At 71.1% G+C, this 16,910-nt stretch carries 20 protein-coding genes; 9 read left to right on the forward strand and 11 right to left on the reverse strand.

The window, feature by feature from the left end; genetic code table 11:
- The first annotated feature begins 118 nt into the window (after nucleotides 1–118).
- Nucleotides 119–1,594 carry a sensor histidine kinase gene (locus ACZ5NH_RS15000; RefSeq protein WP_388620703.1) on the forward strand — a complete coding sequence of 492 codons (1,476 nt, stop codon included), beginning with the start codon at nucleotides 119–121 and terminating at the stop codon, nucleotides 1,592–1,594.
- Between the two features lie 196 nt (nucleotides 1,595–1,790).
- Here ACZ5NH_RS15000 and ACZ5NH_RS15005 read toward each other — a convergent pair whose 3' ends face one another.
- Complete coding sequence (locus tag ACZ5NH_RS15005) at nucleotides 1,791–2,048, reverse strand: WhiB family transcriptional regulator (RefSeq protein WP_003992873.1); 258 nt, start codon at nucleotides 2,046–2,048, stop codon at nucleotides 1,791–1,793.
- A 331-nt stretch (nucleotides 2,049–2,379) separates the two neighbouring features.
- Nucleotides 2,380–3,348, reverse strand: coding sequence for a diacylglycerol/lipid kinase family protein (locus ACZ5NH_RS15010; protein ID WP_468775339.1), 969 nt, complete (start codon nucleotides 3,346–3,348; stop codon nucleotides 2,380–2,382).
- 143 nt (nucleotides 3,349–3,491) lie between these two features.
- Here ACZ5NH_RS15010 and ACZ5NH_RS15015 point away from each other — a divergent pair, with 143 nt between their 5' ends.
- The gene (locus ACZ5NH_RS15015; RefSeq protein WP_388620707.1) at nucleotides 3,492–3,917 is read left to right on the forward strand and encodes a hypothetical protein; all 426 of its coding nucleotides are present in this window, start codon (nucleotides 3,492–3,494) and stop codon (nucleotides 3,915–3,917) included.
- 9 nt (nucleotides 3,918–3,926) lie between these two features.
- Here the strand turns inward: ACZ5NH_RS15015 and ACZ5NH_RS15020 are convergent, their stop codons facing one another.
- The 3 genes from ACZ5NH_RS15020 to ACZ5NH_RS15030 all read right to left on the reverse strand — a co-directional run bounded on the left by ACZ5NH_RS15020 (nucleotide 3,927) and on the right by ACZ5NH_RS15030 (nucleotide 6,064).
- Complete coding sequence (locus tag ACZ5NH_RS15020) at nucleotides 3,927–5,048, reverse strand: RNA polymerase sigma factor SigF (RefSeq protein ID WP_468775341.1); 1,122 nt, start codon at nucleotides 5,046–5,048, stop codon at nucleotides 3,927–3,929.
- Between the two features lie 17 nt (nucleotides 5,049–5,065).
- Nucleotides 5,066–5,482 (reverse strand): ATP-binding protein, encoded by a 417-nt coding sequence (locus tag ACZ5NH_RS15025; RefSeq protein ID WP_009190566.1) that lies wholly within the window; start codon nucleotides 5,480–5,482, stop codon nucleotides 5,066–5,068.
- A 321-nt stretch (nucleotides 5,483–5,803) separates the two neighbouring features.
- Nucleotides 5,804–6,064, reverse strand: a complete 261-nt coding sequence (locus ACZ5NH_RS15030) for a UBP-type zinc finger domain-containing protein (RefSeq protein WP_388620711.1) — start codon at nucleotides 6,062–6,064, stop codon at nucleotides 5,804–5,806.
- Between the two features lie 61 nt (nucleotides 6,065–6,125).
- Here ACZ5NH_RS15030 and ACZ5NH_RS15035 point away from each other — a divergent pair, with 61 nt between their 5' ends.
- Nucleotides 6,126–7,721, forward strand: coding sequence for a Na+/H+ antiporter (locus ACZ5NH_RS15035; RefSeq protein ID WP_468775343.1), 1,596 nt, complete (start codon nucleotides 6,126–6,128; stop codon nucleotides 7,719–7,721).
- A gap of 2 nt (nucleotides 7,722–7,723) precedes the next feature.
- Here the strand turns inward: ACZ5NH_RS15035 and ACZ5NH_RS15040 are convergent, their stop codons facing one another.
- Together ACZ5NH_RS15040 and ACZ5NH_RS15045 are read right to left on the reverse strand one after the other, a co-directional pair.
- On the reverse strand, nucleotides 7,724–8,617 hold the full coding sequence (locus ACZ5NH_RS15040) for a 1-aminocyclopropane-1-carboxylate deaminase/D-cysteine desulfhydrase (protein ID WP_468775345.1): 894 nt from the start codon (nucleotides 8,615–8,617) through the stop codon (nucleotides 7,724–7,726).
- Nucleotides 8,618–8,672: 55 nt separating this feature from the next.
- On the reverse strand, nucleotides 8,673–9,266 hold the full coding sequence (locus ACZ5NH_RS15045) for an N-acetylmuramoyl-L-alanine amidase (RefSeq protein ID WP_468775347.1): 594 nt from the start codon (nucleotides 9,264–9,266) through the stop codon (nucleotides 8,673–8,675).
- Nucleotides 9,267–9,555: 289 nt separating this feature from the next.
- Between ACZ5NH_RS15045 and ACZ5NH_RS15050 the strand changes: the two genes are divergently transcribed.
- A complete protein-coding gene (locus ACZ5NH_RS15050) occupies nucleotides 9,556–10,962 on the forward strand; it encodes a family 2B encapsulin nanocompartment shell protein (RefSeq protein ID WP_468775349.1) in 1,407 nt (468 codons plus the stop codon).
- A gap of 112 nt (nucleotides 10,963–11,074) precedes the next feature.
- Nucleotides 11,075–12,211 (forward strand): family 2 encapsulin nanocompartment cargo protein polyprenyl transferase, encoded by a 1,137-nt coding sequence (locus tag ACZ5NH_RS15055; RefSeq protein WP_468775351.1) that lies wholly within the window; start codon nucleotides 11,075–11,077, stop codon nucleotides 12,209–12,211.
- 194 nt (nucleotides 12,212–12,405) lie between these two features.
- On the opposite strand, the gene ACZ5NH_RS15060 is transcribed toward ACZ5NH_RS15055, so the two are convergent.
- Entirely contained in the window at nucleotides 12,406–12,996 is a 591-nt protein-coding gene (locus ACZ5NH_RS15060; RefSeq protein WP_468775495.1) for a TetR/AcrR family transcriptional regulator, read from the reverse strand.
- 144 nt (nucleotides 12,997–13,140) lie between these two features.
- Here ACZ5NH_RS15060 and ACZ5NH_RS15065 point away from each other — a divergent pair, with 144 nt between their 5' ends.
- The 4 genes from ACZ5NH_RS15065 to ACZ5NH_RS15080 are packed head-to-tail and all read left to right on the forward strand — an operon-like array spanning nucleotide 13,141 to nucleotide 14,802.
- Complete coding sequence (locus tag ACZ5NH_RS15065; RefSeq protein WP_468775353.1) at nucleotides 13,141–13,725, forward strand: dihydrofolate reductase family protein; 585 nt, start codon at nucleotides 13,141–13,143, stop codon at nucleotides 13,723–13,725.
- A 26-nt stretch (nucleotides 13,726–13,751) separates the two neighbouring features.
- Entirely contained in the window at nucleotides 13,752–13,976 is a 225-nt protein-coding gene (locus tag ACZ5NH_RS15070) for a hypothetical protein (RefSeq protein ID WP_451554149.1), read from the forward strand.
- A gap of 31 nt (nucleotides 13,977–14,007) precedes the next feature.
- A complete protein-coding gene (locus ACZ5NH_RS15075) occupies nucleotides 14,008–14,430 on the forward strand; it encodes a YciI family protein (protein ID WP_468775355.1) in 423 nt (140 codons plus the stop codon).
- 39 nt (nucleotides 14,431–14,469) lie between these two features.
- On the forward strand, nucleotides 14,470–14,802 hold the full coding sequence (locus ACZ5NH_RS15080) for a DUF952 domain-containing protein (RefSeq protein WP_451002412.1): 333 nt from the start codon (nucleotides 14,470–14,472) through the stop codon (nucleotides 14,800–14,802).
- Nucleotides 14,803–15,104: 302 nt separating this feature from the next.
- Here the strand turns inward: ACZ5NH_RS15080 and ACZ5NH_RS15085 are convergent, their stop codons facing one another.
- From ACZ5NH_RS15085 to ACZ5NH_RS15095, 3 genes are all read right to left on the reverse strand, one after another.
- The gene (locus tag ACZ5NH_RS15085) at nucleotides 15,105–15,854 is read right to left on the reverse strand and encodes a VOC family protein (protein WP_468775357.1); all 750 of its coding nucleotides are present in this window, start codon (nucleotides 15,852–15,854) and stop codon (nucleotides 15,105–15,107) included.
- 55 nt (nucleotides 15,855–15,909) lie between these two features.
- A complete protein-coding gene (locus ACZ5NH_RS15090) occupies nucleotides 15,910–16,326 on the reverse strand; it encodes a VOC family protein (protein ID WP_388620733.1) in 417 nt (138 codons plus the stop codon).
- 76 nt (nucleotides 16,327–16,402) lie between these two features.
- Nucleotides 16,403–16,801 carry a helix-turn-helix transcriptional regulator gene (locus ACZ5NH_RS15095; protein ID WP_388620735.1) on the reverse strand — a complete coding sequence of 133 codons (399 nt, stop codon included), beginning with the start codon at nucleotides 16,799–16,801 and terminating at the stop codon, nucleotides 16,403–16,405.
- Between the last annotated feature and the right edge of the window lie 109 nt (nucleotides 16,802–16,910).

Below are 16,910 nucleotides of genomic sequence, written 5' to 3' on the forward strand. Positions count from 1 at the left end.
GGGCTGCGGTGCCGGGAGGGTTGAGGGTCCCTTCCAGGCGCCGCGGCCCGCGGGTGTTTCCGGAGCCGGTGGCAGATGTTTTTCAGCCATGTTCGAACGTCCGGGTACGCTCGCAGACGTGCCCTCCATGAACGAACTGGTCCGCCAGCACACCGCCCTCGACGACTCCGACCTCGAGTGGCTCCATCTGCTGGTCTCGGAGTGGCAGCTGCTCTCCGACCTCTCCTTCGCCGACCTGGTTCTGTGGGTCCCCACCCGGGACGGCACCCGGTACGTCTCGGTCGCCCAGATGCGCCCCAACACCGGCCCCACCTCCTACCAGGACGACATGGTCGGCCACCTGGTCCCGCGCGGCCGGCGGCCCATGCTGGACGCCGCGCTCGACGAGGGCCGGATCGTGCGCGAGGGCGACCCGGAGTGGCGCGAAGAGGTCCCGGTACGGGTCGAGTCCATCCCCGTACGGCGCGAGGGCCGCGTCCTCGGTGTGATCGCCCGCAACACCAACCTGCTCACGGTCCGCACCCCGAGCCGTCTGGAGCTCACCTACCTCCAGAGCGCCTCCGACCTCGCGCAGATGATCGCCGCAGGATCGTTCCCCTTCCCCGACCAGCAGGTCGACATGGACGCCTCGCCGCGCGTCGGCGACGGCCTGATCCGGCTGGACGGCGACGGCATCGTCCAGTACGCCTCCCCGAACGCGCTGTCCGCCTACCACCGCCTGGGCCTCGCCGCCGACCTGGTCGGCCAGCACCTCGGGCAGACCACCGCCGAACTCGCCCCGACCCGGGGGCCGGTCGACGAGGCGCTCGCCAAGGCGGCCAGCGGCTGGGCGCCGCGCGAGTTCGAGATCGAGGCCAACGACGGCGTCATCCAGTTCCGGGCGATCCCGCTCAAGCCCAAGGGCACCCGGATCGGTTCGCTGGTGCTGTGCCGGGACGTCACCGAACTGCGACGCCGCGAGCGCGAGTTGATAACGAAGGACGCGACCATCCGGGAGATCCATCACCGGGTGAAGAACAACCTCCAGACGGTCGCCGCGCTGCTGCGGCTGCAGGCCCGGCGCATCGAGTCCGAGCGCGGCCGGGAGGCCCTGGAGGAGGCCGTCCGCCGGGTCGGCTCGATCGCGATCGTGCATGAGACGCTGTCTCAGAACCTGGACGAGCGGGTGGAGTTCGACGACATCGCCGACCGTGTGCTGGCGATGGTCGCCGAGATCTCGCCGGGCAAGGTGACGGGCCGGCGCAGCGGGCGGTTCGGGATCCTGGACGCCGAGGTGGCCACACCGCTGTCGATGGTCCTCACCGAGATCCTGCAGAACGCCCTGGAGCACGGCTTCCGAGAGGGCGACACCGGCACGGTCGAGGTCTCGGCGGTCCGGGGCGGTACGACGAAGGAGGCCCGGCTGCTCGTCACGGTCCAGGACGACGGCGTCGGCCTGCCCGAGGGCTTCGACCCGCACCGCTCGGGCAACCTGGGGCTGCAGATCGTACGGACGCTGGTGGAGGGGGAGTTGGGTGGCTCCTTCGACATGGTCCCGGCGCCGGGGCGGGGGACCAGGGTGATCCTCGACATTCCGGTGCGGGCGCAGAAGTGAGCAACTCCGTGCGCCATAAAGGAGCTTGAGGACAGCAAAAAGCCCCGGACCGCCATTGGTCCGGGGCTCGTGCTCGTTGCTGCTCCGCTATATCGCTAAGCACATCGGGGGATACTGCGCGCTGCGGCTCGGGGGCGGGAGATGCGTGCGTGCTGCACGCGCCGCCAAGCTCAGGCTGTCAGCAGGGGTGGGTATGTCAGGCGGAGGCCTGACGAGCCCGGTTGCGGGCGGCGCGGCGCTTCATGGCGCGGCGCTCGTCCTCGCTGAGACCACCCCAGACGCCGGAGTCCTGACCGGACTCGAGCGCCCACTGCAGACACTGCTCGATCACCGGGCAGCGACGGCAGACGGCCTTGGCTTCCTCGATCTGCAGCAGCGCAGGACCGGTGTTGCCGATGGGGAAGAAGAGCTCGGGGTCTTCCTCGCGGCAAACGGCGTTGTGACGCCAGTCCATGGCTGCTACCTCTCCTAGGTTCTCTGAACGTATTACGTGCAGGTTGCTTGTGAATGTGAACGCTTTCACGAATCCCTCAACAAGTGAAGGGCCGACCGCCGAGTCTTCCCCGGCGTGGTCCTTGGTTTGAGGAGGGGTTCCGGCGATCACTGGAGGCCGGTCGTGCGGGCCGTCCCGATCGCCAGATAGAGACTCGCAAACCTCGGCGGCGGATACAACCCCTTCCAGAAAGTTTTTTTTGATTCCTCGGTGTCGACTAGGTCACAGCCGTACTTCCATGGGGTGGATCCTGGCCTAAACGTTCGAGTGAAAGGACTTTTGCCCGTTCCGCTCACACAATCACACGCAGTGCACGGCGTACGCCTGTGAACGTCACGCTCGTACGCAGTCCCAGGTGGTCACCGTCCATCTGCAGGGGCAGGGGCGCCTTCGAATGCAAGGTGAACTGGTCCAGATCGTGCAGCGAGACGACATGTCGACCATGGGGTCCACGCTCGGGGGACGAAGTGAGCAACTGGGTGCCATACCGGGCAACCGCGGCAGTCGAGAGACGGCTGAGACCGAGCACGTCGACGCCGGTATCGAACGAGGCCTTAGGCGACGTGTACATGGGGCGATTGCCGAGATACGTCCAAGGGGACGTGTTCGAGACTATGGCCACCACAAGATCGGCAATCGGGTCCTCGCCGGGTTGCTCCAGCGTGATCGAGCCGCGCCGGCGGTTCTGCTCACCGAGGAACTGCCGGATCACCTGACGTACGTACAACGCGTGTGTCGACTTCTTGCCGCGCTCGCGCTGCTGCTCCACCCGGCCGACGACACCCGCGTCGAATCCGAGTCCCGCGTTGAAGGTGAACCAGCGGTCCGGGACCGCCTCGTCCTCGGTGCCGGGCGTGCCCGAGGTCAGCCCGAGGCCGACGACCCGCTCCCGGCTCTCCCGCAGCGCGTCCAGCAGGGCGCCGGTGGCCTCGACCGGGTCGTTGGGCAGGCCCAGGGCGCGGGCGAAGACGTTGGTGGAGCCGCCGGGTACGACGGCGAGACCGGGCAGGCGCTCGGGGTCGGGGCCGGCGTGCAGCAGGCCGTTGACGACCTCGTTGACCGTGCCGTCGCCGCCGAGGGCCACGACCAGGTCGATGTCGTCGCTGTCCGCCGCCTGCCGGCCGAGGTCGCGCGCGTGTCCGCGGTACTCGGTGGTGACCGCCTCCAGCTTCATCTCGCTCGCGAGCGCGTGGATCAGCACGTCACGCCTGCGTGCGCTTGTGGTGGTTGCCGCCGGGTTGACCACGAGAAGTGCACGCATGGTCTGCAGCGTACCTACTGGGGGGTACCGGGCCCACAGCGAGGTAGGGATCGGGTAAGAGGGACGGGCGTGAGCCTGGACACGCCGGTGGTCTGCGGGCCGCCCCTTCGGGGCGCTGACACCGCCCCCGCTACCCTGCTGGGGTGAGCAGTGAGCAGAACCCCGCCCAGGAACCCCGTCCCCGTCGGCTGACCTATGCCGCTGTGCTGGCCGGGCTGGAGGGCGTCGCCCTCGGCGTCGGCGGGGTCTGGGTGCTCGTGCTCGGCCTCACCGGGTCCCCGGACAACCGGCAGCAGGCCGTGACCCTCGGTGTCACCCTCGTCGTGCTCGCGCTGCTGCCGCTGCTCGCCGCGCGCGGGCTGCTGCTGCGGCGCGGCTGGAGCCGAGGCCCCGCGGTGATCACCCAGGTCATGGCGCTGCCCATCGCCTACAACCTGCTCAAGGCCGACAGCATGGCCATCCCGGCCGGGATCGCCCTCGCGGTGGTTGCCGTGGCGGCGCTGATCCTTCTCGTCAACGGCGAGACGACCCGGGCCCTCGGCATCAAGGGACCGGGCCGCACCGAGTAGGCAGGCGCTCTACTCCTCCACCAGCAGCTTCTCCCGCAGCTGGGCCAGTGTGCGGGCCAGCAGCCGGGAGACGTGCATCTGGGAGATGCCGACCTCCTGCGCGATCTGCGACTGGGTCATGTTCCCGAAGAAGCGCAGCAGCAGGATCCGCTTCTCGCGCGGCGGCAGATCCTCCAGCAGCGGCTTGAGGGACTCCCGGTACTCCACTCCCTCCAACGCCTCGTCCTCCGCGCCGAGGGTGTCGGCGACGGCCGGGGACTCGTCGTCGGTGTCGGGGACGTCCAGGGACAGCGTGGAGTACGCGTTGGCGGACTCCAGGCCCTCCAGGACCTCCTCCTCGGAGATCGCGAGCTTTTCGGCCAGCTCGTGGACCGTGGGGGAGCGGCCGTGCAGCTGGGACAGCTCGGCCGTCGCCGTGGTCAGCGCGAGCCGCAGCTCCTGCAGCCTGCGCGGCACGCGCACCGCCCAGCCCTTGTCGCGGAAGTGCCGCTTGATCTCGCCGACCACGGTGGGGGTGGCGTACGTGGAGAACTCCACGCCGCGCTCCGGGTCGAAGCGGTCGACGGACTTGATCAGCCCGATCGTGGCGACCTGGGTGAGGTCGTCCAGCGGCTCGCCGCGGTTGCGGAACCGGCGTGCCAGGTGCTCCACGAGCGGCAGATGCATACGGACCAGCTGATTGCGCAGCGCCGCGTACTCCGGGCTGCCCTCCTTCAGCGTGCGCAGCTCCACGAACATCGCCCGCGCCCCGCTGCGGTCCGCCGGGTCGTGCTGTACGGCCTGCACGGCCCCCATGGCCTCCGCGCCCGGCGCGTCGTCCCCGGCGTACCGCTCGTGTTCGCTCATCGTCCCGCCCGTAGCCCTTCCCCGAGCCCTGGCCCCCCTGCGGCCGGCGGACCCGGCGTCGCCGGAGCCCTCCGGCGGTACGCCCTGCGCGGCACCGTCACCTCCGGCCCGCGCGGAGTCGTCCTCCGGGTGTGGTCTGGCCTGCTCGGGGATGCCGTCGATGCCGTCGGCCATGCGCCGGGAACCGTCCCCGGGGGCCTCCCCGGACAGGTCGCCCGTGCTGGGCCAGGAGGCGCCCCCGTCCTCGGCCGGCAGCTCCCGTGTGCCGCGCTCTTCGTCCCGCACCGGACCGTCCCCGTTCCTCACGCCGGGCCGGGGCCCGCGCCGCGCTGTTTGTAGAGGCTGATCGACACGGTCTTGTCCTCGTCGACGGCGGACGAGACCTTGCCCGCGAGGGCCGAGAGCACGGTCCAGGCGAAGGTGTCCCGCGAGGGGGCGTGACCGTCCGTGGTCGGCGCCGAGACCGTGACCTCCAGCGAGTCGTCGACGAGCCGGAAGACACAGCTGAGCACAGAGCCGGGCACGGCCTGCTGGAGCAGGATCGCGCAGGCCTCGTCCACGGCGATGCGCAGGTCCTCGATCTCGTCCAGGGTGAAGTCCAAGCGGGCCGCGAGACCGGCCGTGGCCGTCCGCAGCACCGACAGGTAGGCACCCGCGGCCGGCAGCCGGACTTCCACGAAGTCCTGATTCGCCGCGGGCTCGCCTGCGATCTGGGACACCCTCACCTCCATGGTGGTACAAGCTTTACGGGGCCGAGGGTCGCCCCCCGGGGTAACGCGCACATGGTTCCGCGGTGACGCTATCGCGCTCCGAACGGTCCTGTCCCGGGACCCCAACCCCCCATGCGTCACTCACAGTAAAGCTGTGCATACGCTCCGTGTCTAGAGGGTTTGCGGGCCCAAAAGGGAGGAGCGCGCGCCGGGTTGACGTACCCAGACGTCAGACACTCGAACCGTCGTGCGGCAGCCGCCGCATGCAGTGTCACACGAGAACACGGCCGAACGGGAATGCGATCACGCGAGAACCCGCTCGAAAGAGGGTCAGACGAGCACGTGGTCCACGAAACACCACCGCCAGTCCTCGCCGGGTTCGATGGTCCGCATCACCGGGTGACCGGACGTCTCGTGGTGCTGTGTCGCGTGCCGTCCGGGCGAGGAGTCGCAGCAGCCGACATGGCCGCAGGTGAGGCACAGCCGCAGCTGCACGGGGTGCGTGCCGTCACGCAGGCACTCCGGGCAGGTCGGATCGAGCGGTTCCGGTTCCGGGTGCGGCAGCGCGCCGGCGTGCGTGCACTGTTTCATGATTGCCAGATTACGACGGGCGTGCGGTCGGCCGCGCGGAAAACGAGGGTGGGCGAGGATCATGGACGTGATGCCGCTGCTGTTGCTGGTGGCGGGCAGCGCGGGGGTCGCGGGGGTCGCCCGGCGCACGCCGGTGCCGGCACCGCTGCTGCTGGTCGCCGTCGGCCTGGCGGTCTCGTACATCCCGGGCATCCCGCACTACACCCTGGACCCGAACATCGTCCTGCCGCTGGTGGTGCCGCCGCTGCTGTACAAGGAGGGCACCGAGAGCTCGTACCTGGACCTGCGCGCCCAGATGCGGCCCGTGGGCATGCTGTCCATCGGATACGTGCTCTTCGCGACCTTCGCCGTCGGCTGGGTCGCCTACCTCGTCGTACCGGGGCTGCCGCTGCCCGCCGCGCTGGTGCTGGGCGCGGTGGTCGCGCCGACGGACGCGGTCGCGGCCGCGGCCATCGCGCGCCGGGTGGGTCTGCCCTCCCGGATCACCACCATCCTCCAGGGCGAGTCCCTGCTCAACGACGCCACCGCGATCACCGCCTACCGGGTGGCCCTCGCCGCGGCCGTCGGCGAGGGCGCCACCTGGGCGGGCGGAATCGGTGAGTTCCTGCGGGCCGCCATCGGGGGTGTCGTGGTCGGTCTGGTGCTCATGGTGCCGATCCACTGGCTGCGCACCCACCTGAAGGAGGCCCTGCTCCAGAACACCCTCTCGCTGTTGATCCCGTTCGTCGCCTACGGCGTCGCCGAGCAGTTCCACGGCTCCGGGGTCCTCGCGGTCGTCGTGGTCGCGGTCTATCTCGGGCACCACGCGTGGGAGGTCGACTTCGCCACCCGGCTCCAGGAGGACGCGGTGTGGCGGATGGTCGCCTTCGTGCTGGAATCGGCGGTTTTCGCGCTGATCGGTCTGCAACTGCCCACCGTCCTCAAGGGGCTGGGCGCGTACCAGGGCGCCGATGCGGTGTGGTACGCCGTCGCGGTCTTCCTCGTGGTCGTCGCGGCCCGCTTCGTGTGGGTGTTCCCGGCGACCTTCTGGCCCCGGCTGCTCTTCCGCCGCATCAGGGAGCGCGAGGACAACCCGACCTGGCGGGGCCCGGTGGTGACCGGGTGGGCCGCCATGCGGGGCGTGGTGTCCCTGGCCATCGCCTTCTCGATCCCGCTCACGGTGCACGGCGGCGCCCCCTTCCCGCAGCGGAACCTGATCCTCTTCCTGACCTTCACCACGGTCATCGGCACCCTTGTGGTGCAGGGACTGAGCCTCGCGCCGCTCATCCGCCTGTTGAAGTTCCCCGCCCGCGACCCGCAGGCCGAGACCCTCGCCGAGGCCAACGCCCAGGCGCAGGCCTCCCGGGCCGCCGAGAACCGCCTCGACGACCTCCTCTCGGACGAGCGCAACGAGCTGCCCCCGCCGCTCGCCGACCGTCTGCGCACCGTCCTGGAGCGCCGCCGCAACGCCGTCTGGGAGCGCCTCGGCCAGATCAACCCCATCACCGGCGAGTCCGTCGACGACACCTATCGCCGCCTCTCGCGCGAGATGATCGGCGCCGAGCGCGAGGTCTTCGTCACGCTCCGCGATCACCGCTACATCGACGACGAGATGCTGCGCGCGCTGCTCAGACGCCTGGACCTGGAGGAGGCGGCGGCCTACCGGGAGGCGGAGTAGCGCTACGGGAACGGCCGCCCGGTGACGACGGCGGCGACCGTCGTCCCACGCGCGAAGGCACCCTCCTCCGCGAGGGCGGCGAGTCCGTAGAGCAACTTGGCGACATAGAGACGTTCGACAGGCAGCCCGTGGCGGTCCTCGAAGTCCTTGGCGAACGCGTCAAGTTCGGGTGTCGTACGGGCGTAACCGCCGAAGTGGAAACGCTCGTCGAGGGACCAGGAGCCGGTACGGCCGCCGAAGGCACGTTCCTGCAGGGCCTGTACGTCGCCTTCCAGGAAGCCGCCCCTGAGCACCGGCACGCCGAGTGCCCGCTGCCCGGGGGCCAGCCCGGCGGCCAGCCCGGCGAGCGTGCCCCCGGTGCCGCAGGCGACGCCGACGACCTCGGCGAGCCCGCGCAACTCCGCTCCCAGCACCCGGCAGCCGCGCACGGCCGCGCTGTTGCTGCCGCCCTCGGGCACGACGTACGCGTCCTCGGCGCCGGCCGCGCGCAGGAGGGCGCCCAGCGTCTCCGGCTCGTTCTTCCGCCGGTACGTCGATCTGTCGACGAAGTGCAGCCGCATGCCGTCCGCCGCGCACCGGGCCAGCGAGGGATTGAGCGGACGGTCGGCCAGCTCCTCGCCGCGGACCACACCGATGGTCGGCAGCCCGAGGATGCGGCCCGCGGCGGCGGTGGCCCGCAGATGGTTGGAGTAGGCCCCGCCGAAGGTCACCAGCGGCCGCCCTCGCGCCGCCTCGACATTCGGCACGAGCTTGCGCCACTTGTTGCCGACGAGCTCGGGGTGGATCAGGTCGTCCCGCTTGAGCACCAGCCGCAGCCCGTGCCGCTCGAACCGGTCGTCCCTGACCTCCTGGAGGGGGGAGGGGAGGCGGGGGGTGAGCGGGGTACGGCTGGTCACCGCTCCATTGTCGCCCGGGGGCCGGGCTCGGAGACGGCCATGCATCCCTACGGCGCTACCCCTTCAGCCGCTCTGCCACGCGATCCCGCAGCCAATCCATCCCGAACCCCCGAGGATCAACCTTCCCCGGCTGCCACTCCAGGTGGCCGATGACCGACCTCTCGGTCCACCCGTGCCGCCGGCACACAGCGGCCGCGACCCGTTCGATCGCGTCCAGCTGGGCGTGCGGCCAGGGGTCCTCCCTGTCGCCGAGGTTCTCGCACTCGAAGCCGTAGAAGTGCCGGTTGCCGTCGGTGTTGGCCTCGTCGGCCGGCGGCAGCCCCTTCTCGGCGATGACGGCGCGCAGCACGTCGTCGTCGCCGAGGCCGGCGTGGTTGGCGCGGCCGTAGCCGACCAGGTGGACCGTGCCGTCCTTGGTGATCACGCCGTGGCACAGCGGGCCCGGCAGCGCCGGGTGGCCGTCCCGGCAGATCTGCACGGTGTGCGCGCTGCCCCGGGTCACCGTGTGGTGGATCATCACGCCGTGGACGGGCCCCCACGGGCCCTTGTGGTTGCGGTTGTGGTTCCGCCAGTCGCCCACCTCGACGACCGTGACGCCCTCCGCGCGCAGTGCGTCCAGGAATCCGCTCGCGGACATGGGTGGGGCCATGCCGCCTCCTTCGTGCCGTGCCGGTCTGCCGATTTGCGATGAAATCTCTACCGAAACCGGACGTCCCGGACCACATCGTTCGCACGCTGTGCGAGCCGATCCGGACAGGCGGCGCAGGTCGCCGACGGCACGACGCGCCGGCCGGAGTCCCTCTTCCTGCCCAGTAGTCCGATGATCCATTCCCGCACTTTCGGGTAATGGCGCGAACACGCTCCGTGATGGAAGCCTCGACGGTGAGACCGGTGCCCCCTGCGATTCGGTGCCGGGCATACTTGGGAGGCAATTCTCTATGTCGGTAGGCGAAGAGGTCCGCACGGATCAGGGCAAGCCGCAGCAGTCCCTCGGGACGGCGGCCGCGCGGAACCTGGCCACCACGACCAAGTCCGTTCCTCAGATGCAGGAGATCAGCTCCCGCTGGCTGCTGCGCACACTCCCGTGGGTCGACGTCCAGGGCGGCACGTACCGCGTCAACCGGCGGCTGACGTACTCCGTCGGCGACGGCCGCATCACCTTCGTGAAGACCGGGGACCAGGTCGAGGTCATCCCGGCCGAACTCGGCGAGCTGCCGGCCCTGCGCGCCTACGAGGACGAGGAGGTGCTGACGGAGCTCGCCCGGCGCTGCCGCCAGCGCGACTTCGCACCCGGCGAAGTGATCGCCGACTTCGGCAACCAGACGGGCGCGGTGTACCTGCTGGCGCACGGCAGGGTCGAGAAGGTCGGCACCGGCCCCTACGGCGACGACGCCGTCCTCGGAGTCCTCGCCGACGGCGCCTACTTCGGCGAGCAGGCGCTGCTGGACCCGGACGCCATCTGGGAGTACACCGTTCGCGCCGACACCGCGACCACCGTGCTGATCCTCAGCCGCCAGGATTTCCAGCAGGTCGCCGAGCGCTCGGACAGCCTGCGTGAGCACCTCGAACAGCTGCGCTCGGTGCCGGAGCAGCGGACCAACAAGTACGGCGAGAAGGAGGTCGAGCTGGCCGCCGGTCACTCCGGTGAGCCCGACATCCCGCACACCTTCGTGGACTACGAGGCGCGGCCCCGCGAGTACGAGCTGAGCATCGCCCAGACCGTGCTGCGCATCCACACGCGCGTGGCCGACCTCTACAACCAGCCGATGAACCAGACCGAGCAGCAGCTCAGGCTCACGGTCGAGGCGCTCAAGGAGCGCCAGGAGTACGAGCTGATCAACAACCGCGACTTCGGCCTGCTCCCCAACTGCGAGTACGACCAGCGGATCCAGCCGCACGACGGCGTGCCCAGCCCGGACGACATGGACGAGCTGCTCAGCCGCCGGCGCAGCACCAAGCTGTTCCTGGCCCACCCGCGCGCGATCGCCGCGTTCGGGCGCGAGCTGAACAAGCGCGGACTGGTTCCGGAGACCGTCGAGATCGGCGGCAACCGCATCCCGACCTGGCGCGGAGTGCCGATCTACCCGTGCAACAAGATCCCGGTCACCCCGGAGCGCACGACCTCGATCATCGCGATGCGTACCGGTGAGCAGGACCAGGGTGTCATCGGCCTGCGGCAGTCGGGCATCCCGGACGAGATCGAGCCGAGCATGTCCGTGAGGTTCATGGGCATCAACGAACAGGCCATCATCAAGTACCTGGTGACGGCCTACTACTCGGCCGCCGTACTGGTGCCGGACGCGCTCGGCGTGCTGGAGAACGTCGAGATCGGCCGGTGGAGGTGACGTTTCCGCACTTCGCGGCCGTGTCCCCGCCCGCCGGGCGGGGTAGACCCTCGGAATATGCGTCCGGCCGGGCCGGCGACGCCGGTGTCCGCGGACCTGGCGAGGGGGAGACATGGCCGAGTTCATGACGGAGACCGAACAGCGTTGCCCCGCCGTGCCGCAGCCGGGCACGGCGGGGGAGCGGCGGCATCTCGACGGACAGCTCGAAGTTCGGTCCGAAGGGCAGGAGGCGCCGGAGCTGCTGGAGCGCACCCGGGCCGTGGTCGACCCGGAGCTGCGGTCGGCCCTGGAGTCGCTGCCCGCCTCCATGCGCCGGATCGCGCTCTACCACTTCGGCTGGCAGCACGCGGACGGCAGCCCGGCAACGGGTAACGCCGGCAAGGCGATACGGCCCGCGCTCGTCCTGGCGGCGGCCGCGGCCCTCGGCGGACCCGAGGCCCGTACGGCGGCGGTCCGGGCGGCGGTGGCGGTCGAACTGGTCCACAACTTCACGCTGTTGCACGACGACGTGATGGACCGCGACACCTCCCGCCGGCACCGGCCCACGGCCTGGACCGTGTTCGGCGACGCCGACGCGATCCTCGCCGGTGACGCACTGCAGGCGCTGGCCCTGCGGCTGCTCGCGGAGGATCCGCACCCGGCCTCCGGTCCGGCCGCGGCCCGGCTGGCGGACTGTGTCGTGGAGCTGTGCGCCGGCCAGCACACCGACACGGACCTGGAGCACCGTGCCCCGGACGAGGTCACCCTCGACGAGGTGCTCGCCATGGCGGAGGCGAAGACCGGCGCGCTGCTGGGCTGCGCCTGCGCCCTCGGCGCGCTGTACGCGGGCGCCGGCCGGGAGGAGGTGGCGGCGCTGGCCGGCTTCGGCCGCCAGGCGGGGCTCGCCTTCCAGCTGATCGACGACGTCATCGGCATATGGGGTGACCCACGGCACACCGGGAAGCCGGCCGGTGCCGATCTCGCCGCCCGCAAGAAGTCGCTGCCCGTGGTGGCGGCCCTGACCTCCGGCACCGAGGCCGCGGCCGAACTCGCCGAGCTGTACGGCAAGCCGTACGTCTCCGGTGACGACGAGGGCATCGCGCGTACGGCCCTGGCCGTGGAGCGGGCCGGCGGCCGGGACTGGGCGCAGGCCGAGGCGGCCGACCGGATGGCCCGCGCCATGCAGGAGCTGTCCCGCGCGGTCCCCGCTCCCGAGGCGGCGGGCGGCCTGCTGGCACTCGCCGAGTTCGTCACCCGCCGCAACAGCTGAGCCCTGCGGGCCCGGGGGCCGGCCCCGCTCGGCGGGGACGGCCGTCGCCAATGAGCCGTCGCGCCGCGGAGCCCCACCGGGTTACTCAGCCGGGGCGATCGTCGTTAGGCCGTTGAGCCGCGGGGCCCCGTCGGTCCGCTCGGCAGGGACGGTCGTCGTCAAGGGGCCGTTGCGCCGACGAGGCCCGCCGGGGTCTACTCGGCCGGGACGATCGTCGTCACGATTCTCTCGACCAGTCCCTCCGGCACGCTCACTCCTGCCAGGGCTCCGTCCAGGACGCCGGGCAGTGTCAGGTGCTCCAGGATGAGGCCGAGCATCGCGAGGTAGAGGACGGTGACGGTCTCGTCGCCGCCGGGCAGGCCGCTCTCGCGGTGGAACGCCATGCCCTGTTCCAGGTCCCCACGCACCGACCTGGTGAAGGAGGCGCGCAGTTCCGGGCGCCGGGTGGCCTCCAGGCGCATCTCCAGCAGGGCCAGATAGCCGGTGCGGTCGCGGGTGGCGCGGTCCATGAGATCCCGCATGAACGCCATGACCAGGGAGCGGTCGCGGGCCCCGTGCAACAGCGTCTCCACCACCTTTGGATCGGGCGCGAGCCGGAGATGCAACCGGGCGTCGATCTGGCGGAGCAGATCGTCGCGGTTGGTGAAGTAGTTGGAGGCGGTACCCGTGGGCACGCCTGCCTCGCCGTCCACCGCGCGGAACGTCAGCCCGCGCGCGCCCTCCCGCGCCAGCACCGCGATCCCGGCGTCCACCAGCGCCGCCCGCCGTTCCGGATTGCCCGCCATGCGGAATCCCTTCTCCCACTTGCCTTCGGTCACGACAGCATCCCCCAAAGCCCTTGCAACCACTACACACGGAGTACTACAAATGAAGCACTACAGACGGAGTGGTCGTCCGGCCGCCCAGCAGCCTACGAAAAGAGACCAAGCTTGCGAAAGCTCACGTACTTCATCGCCTGCTCGCTCGACGGCTTCATCGGCGACGAGCACGGCGACGCCTCCGCGATGCTCCGCTTCCTGGACGAGGATTCCCTGAGGTTCCTCGGGACGGAGTTCCCGGAGACCCTCCCCACCCACGCCCGCCGGCCGCTGGGCCTGGACCACCTGGAGAACAAGCGGTTCGACACCGTCATCCAGGGCCGTGCCAGTTACGAGTTGGCACTGAAGGAGGGCATCACCAGCCCCTACGCCCACCTGCGCGAGTACGTGGCCTCGCGCACGCTGGGCAGCTCCCCCGACCCGAACGTCGAGATCATCGCCGACGACCTGGTCGGCCGGGTGCGTGAACTGAAGGCCGAGGAAGGCGGGTTGGACATCTTCCTGTGCGGTGGCTCGCTGCTCGCCGGCGCACTGCTCGACGAGATCGACGAACTCGTCATCAAGACCTACCCCATCGTCTACGGCACCGGCATGCCGATGTTCGGCACCGGACTCGACATCAAGGAGTTCACCCTGGACTCGGTGCGCACCTTCGGCAACGGCGCGCTGGTGCGGACGTACCGCAGGAAGCGCTGAACCCTCGCCCGCCCTACCCTGAGGACATGGACAGCGAGGACCACGTCTGTCCCGTCTGCGGACAGCCCGTCGACACGGTCGTCGGACGGCGCAAGACGCTGGGCGCCTGGGTGCCGGTGTGGGGCCCCGGCCCCTGCCGCAACCCCGACTGCCCGGCCTACGGCGAGCCCGTCGAGCCCGTCGAGCCCGCGGCCCCGGACGACGGGAACGAGCAGCCGCGCCCCGGTGGATCCACGGCCGAGGAGTCCTGAGCCGGGCGGTCCCGAGCCGAAGGAGGGGGCCATGAGGTACCTGGTGATGGTGCAGGGCACCCAGGCGGACTACGACGCGATGGCCGGCAAGCGCACCGAGCACGCCCCGGCCTGGACCGAGGTGCAGCTCAAGGCCATGTACCTGTACATGGCGGCGCTCGGCGACAGCCTCGCCGAGTCCGGCGAACTCGTCGAGGCACAGGGCCTGGCCGAGCCCGCCCTGACCCGGCTGGTCGCGCGGGGCGAGCACGGCCGGACCCTGATCACCGACGACCCGTACGGCGACACCGAACCGCTGATGGCCGGCTACTGGGTGGTGGACTGCGCGAGCCTGGAGCGGGTCACCGAGATCGCCGAACGCGTCACCCGCTGTCCCGGCCCCGAGGACCTGACCGACTACCCCGTGGTGATCCGGCCCGTCATGGGCGGAGCGGACGACATCGGGACCGGATGAGGAGACGCGCGCCCCCGGCCGGGGCCGTAGCGTGGCCGCATGCCGAAACTTCCGCACATCGTCCACATCACCGAGCGCTCCCTGTGGGAGGCGGCGCGCGAGCGCGGCACCTACGAGGTGTCGACCCGTGGCCGCACCCTGCAGGAGGAGGGCTTCATCCACTTCTCCACCCGCGAACAGCTCCCCCGCATCGCCGAGTTCCTCTACGGCGACTACGCAGGCCCGGACGAACTGGTCGTGCTGGTCGTGGATCCGGCCCTGGTCGGCGCGCCGGTGAAGTACGAGGCCGTGGAGCCCGGCGGGGAGGAGTTCCCGCATGTGTACGGGCCGGTGCCGGCCGACGCCGTGGTGGCCGTGGAGTCCTGGGGGTGACCGGGCAGCAGGGAACGCCTCGTCGCCGGGGTGGCGGTGGGCGGTGATGGTCTGGGCGGTCGCCGTGGCCGTGGGGGAGGACTCACGTTCCTGCTCCAGGAGGACGCCCGGCCCCGGGGCCGTACGTCTGGACGGCGGGCACGGGGCCCGTCCGTCGCCGGGTGCGCGGCGCCTGCGGAAGCCGCTTGGTGACGACCGCTCCTGCCCGCCGAGTCCGCCGCAGGATCCGGCCGAGCCCTCGCGTACCGGGGTCGTGTGCCTCTACGGGACGACGGCTCGCTGACCGGCACCCGTCGCCCGTCTCACCGGCCGGCGCCCGGCAGGCCGCCGGTCTCCGGGTCGCGGCCGGTCAGGCAGTAGACGCCGCCCGCCGGGTCGCGCAGCACCGTCCAGTGCGGGCCGCCGCCCACCACGACGGCGCCGTGCTCCTCGTGCCGGGCGCGGACGGCGGCGATGTCCGCGCAGGCCAGATCGAGGTGGGCGGAGGCGGCGCGCTCCTCGCCGAGCCGTTGGAGCAGGATCCGGACGGGCAGCCCCGCCGGCGGCCTCAGCACCTCGAACTCCGGCAGGGACCCCTTCAGCCGCTCCCAGCCGGTGAGACCGGCCCAGAAGTCCGACTCGGCGGCGTACGCCGACGGCGGGATGTCCAGGCACACCTGGTCCAGCCGGCCGCCGGCCACCACCGGCGGCCGTACCGTCTCTCCGTGCCAGGGCACGGCACAGAACAACTGCCCCGCCGGGGAACGCAGTACGGCCCAGTCGCCGTGGTCCGACACCAGCGCCGCGCCGAGTTCCAGGGCCGCCCCGGTCAACTCCCGTACGTCCTCGGTGCACAGGTCGAGATGGGCGCCGCCGTCGCCCCCGGTGACGCCCTGGAGCTTCACGCACGGGTCCGTCCCGGCCGCCTCCTCGGGCAGCAGGGTCAGGAACTCGCCGCGCTCACCACGGGGCCGGGACGCCCGGGTGCCGGTGACGGCCGTCCAGAAGTCGCGCGCCTCGGGCAGCCGGCTGGCGGGGCGGTCGACGAAGGCGTACGTCCAGCGAACGATCATGTGGGGAGTGTAGGTCCGAACTCCTCGACGATCTCCGGGAATTCAGCCGGGGCACTCACTCCGCGGGGCGCTGGAGGAAGCGCAGCTGGTTGCCCGCCGGGTCCCGGAAGGCGCAGTCGCGCACACCGTACGGCTGGTCCGTCGGCTCCTGGAGCACATCGGCGCCGGACGCCCGCACCCGCTCGTACAGCGCGTCGCAGTCCTCGGTCGTGAAGATGACACCCCGGAGCATGCCCTTGGCCAACAGCTCGGCCATCGCCTGCCGGTCGGCGGGGGAGGCGTCCGGGTTCGCGCCGGGCGGCTCCAGCACGATGTCGACGTCCGGCTGCAGCGGCGAGCCCAGCGTCACCCAGCGCATGTCCTCGAAGCTCACGTCATTGCGGACCTCCAGGCCGAGCACGTCACGGTAGAAGGCGAGCGCCTTGTCGTGGTCGTCCACCGCGATGAAGCAGTTCTTGAGTTTCACGTCCATGGGCTCACGCTAGGCCCATCCGGGCGACGGCGCGCCTCCGTACGGGCGGGCGGGGCTCGGTACGGGCGGGCGGGGCTCAGTACGGCCGGCGGCGGGGCCGGGTGAACGTACGGGCCACGCAGGACGGGATCACCGCGCTCTCCTCGTGGTCGCGGGCCCGGTAGGCGCTCGGGGTCTCCCCGACCAGCTCGGTGAAGCGGGAGCTGAAGGAGCCCAGTGACGTACACCCCACGGCGAGGCACACCTCGGTCACGGTGAGATCGCCCCGGCGCAGCAGCGCCTTGGCCCGCTCGATCCTGCGGGTCATCAGATAGCTGTACGGCGTCTCCCCGAAGGCCTTGCGGAAGCTGCGCTGGAAGTGGCCGGGTGACATATGGGCGCCCCGGGCCAGCTCGGTGATGTCGAGCGGCTCGGCGTACTCCCGGTCCATGCGGTCGCGCACGCGCCGCAGCTGTCTGAGGTCCTCCAGGGTCACGTCCACAGCTTGGCACAGGGCACCGACACCGCGGGATGCAACGGTTTCGCACAGGACTGCACAACAGGCCTCCGCATGTTCGACACGCCGTTCGCCTTCGGTTCCCCAT

The sequence above is a fragment of the Streptomyces sp. NPDC031426 genome, from assembly GCF_055581585.1.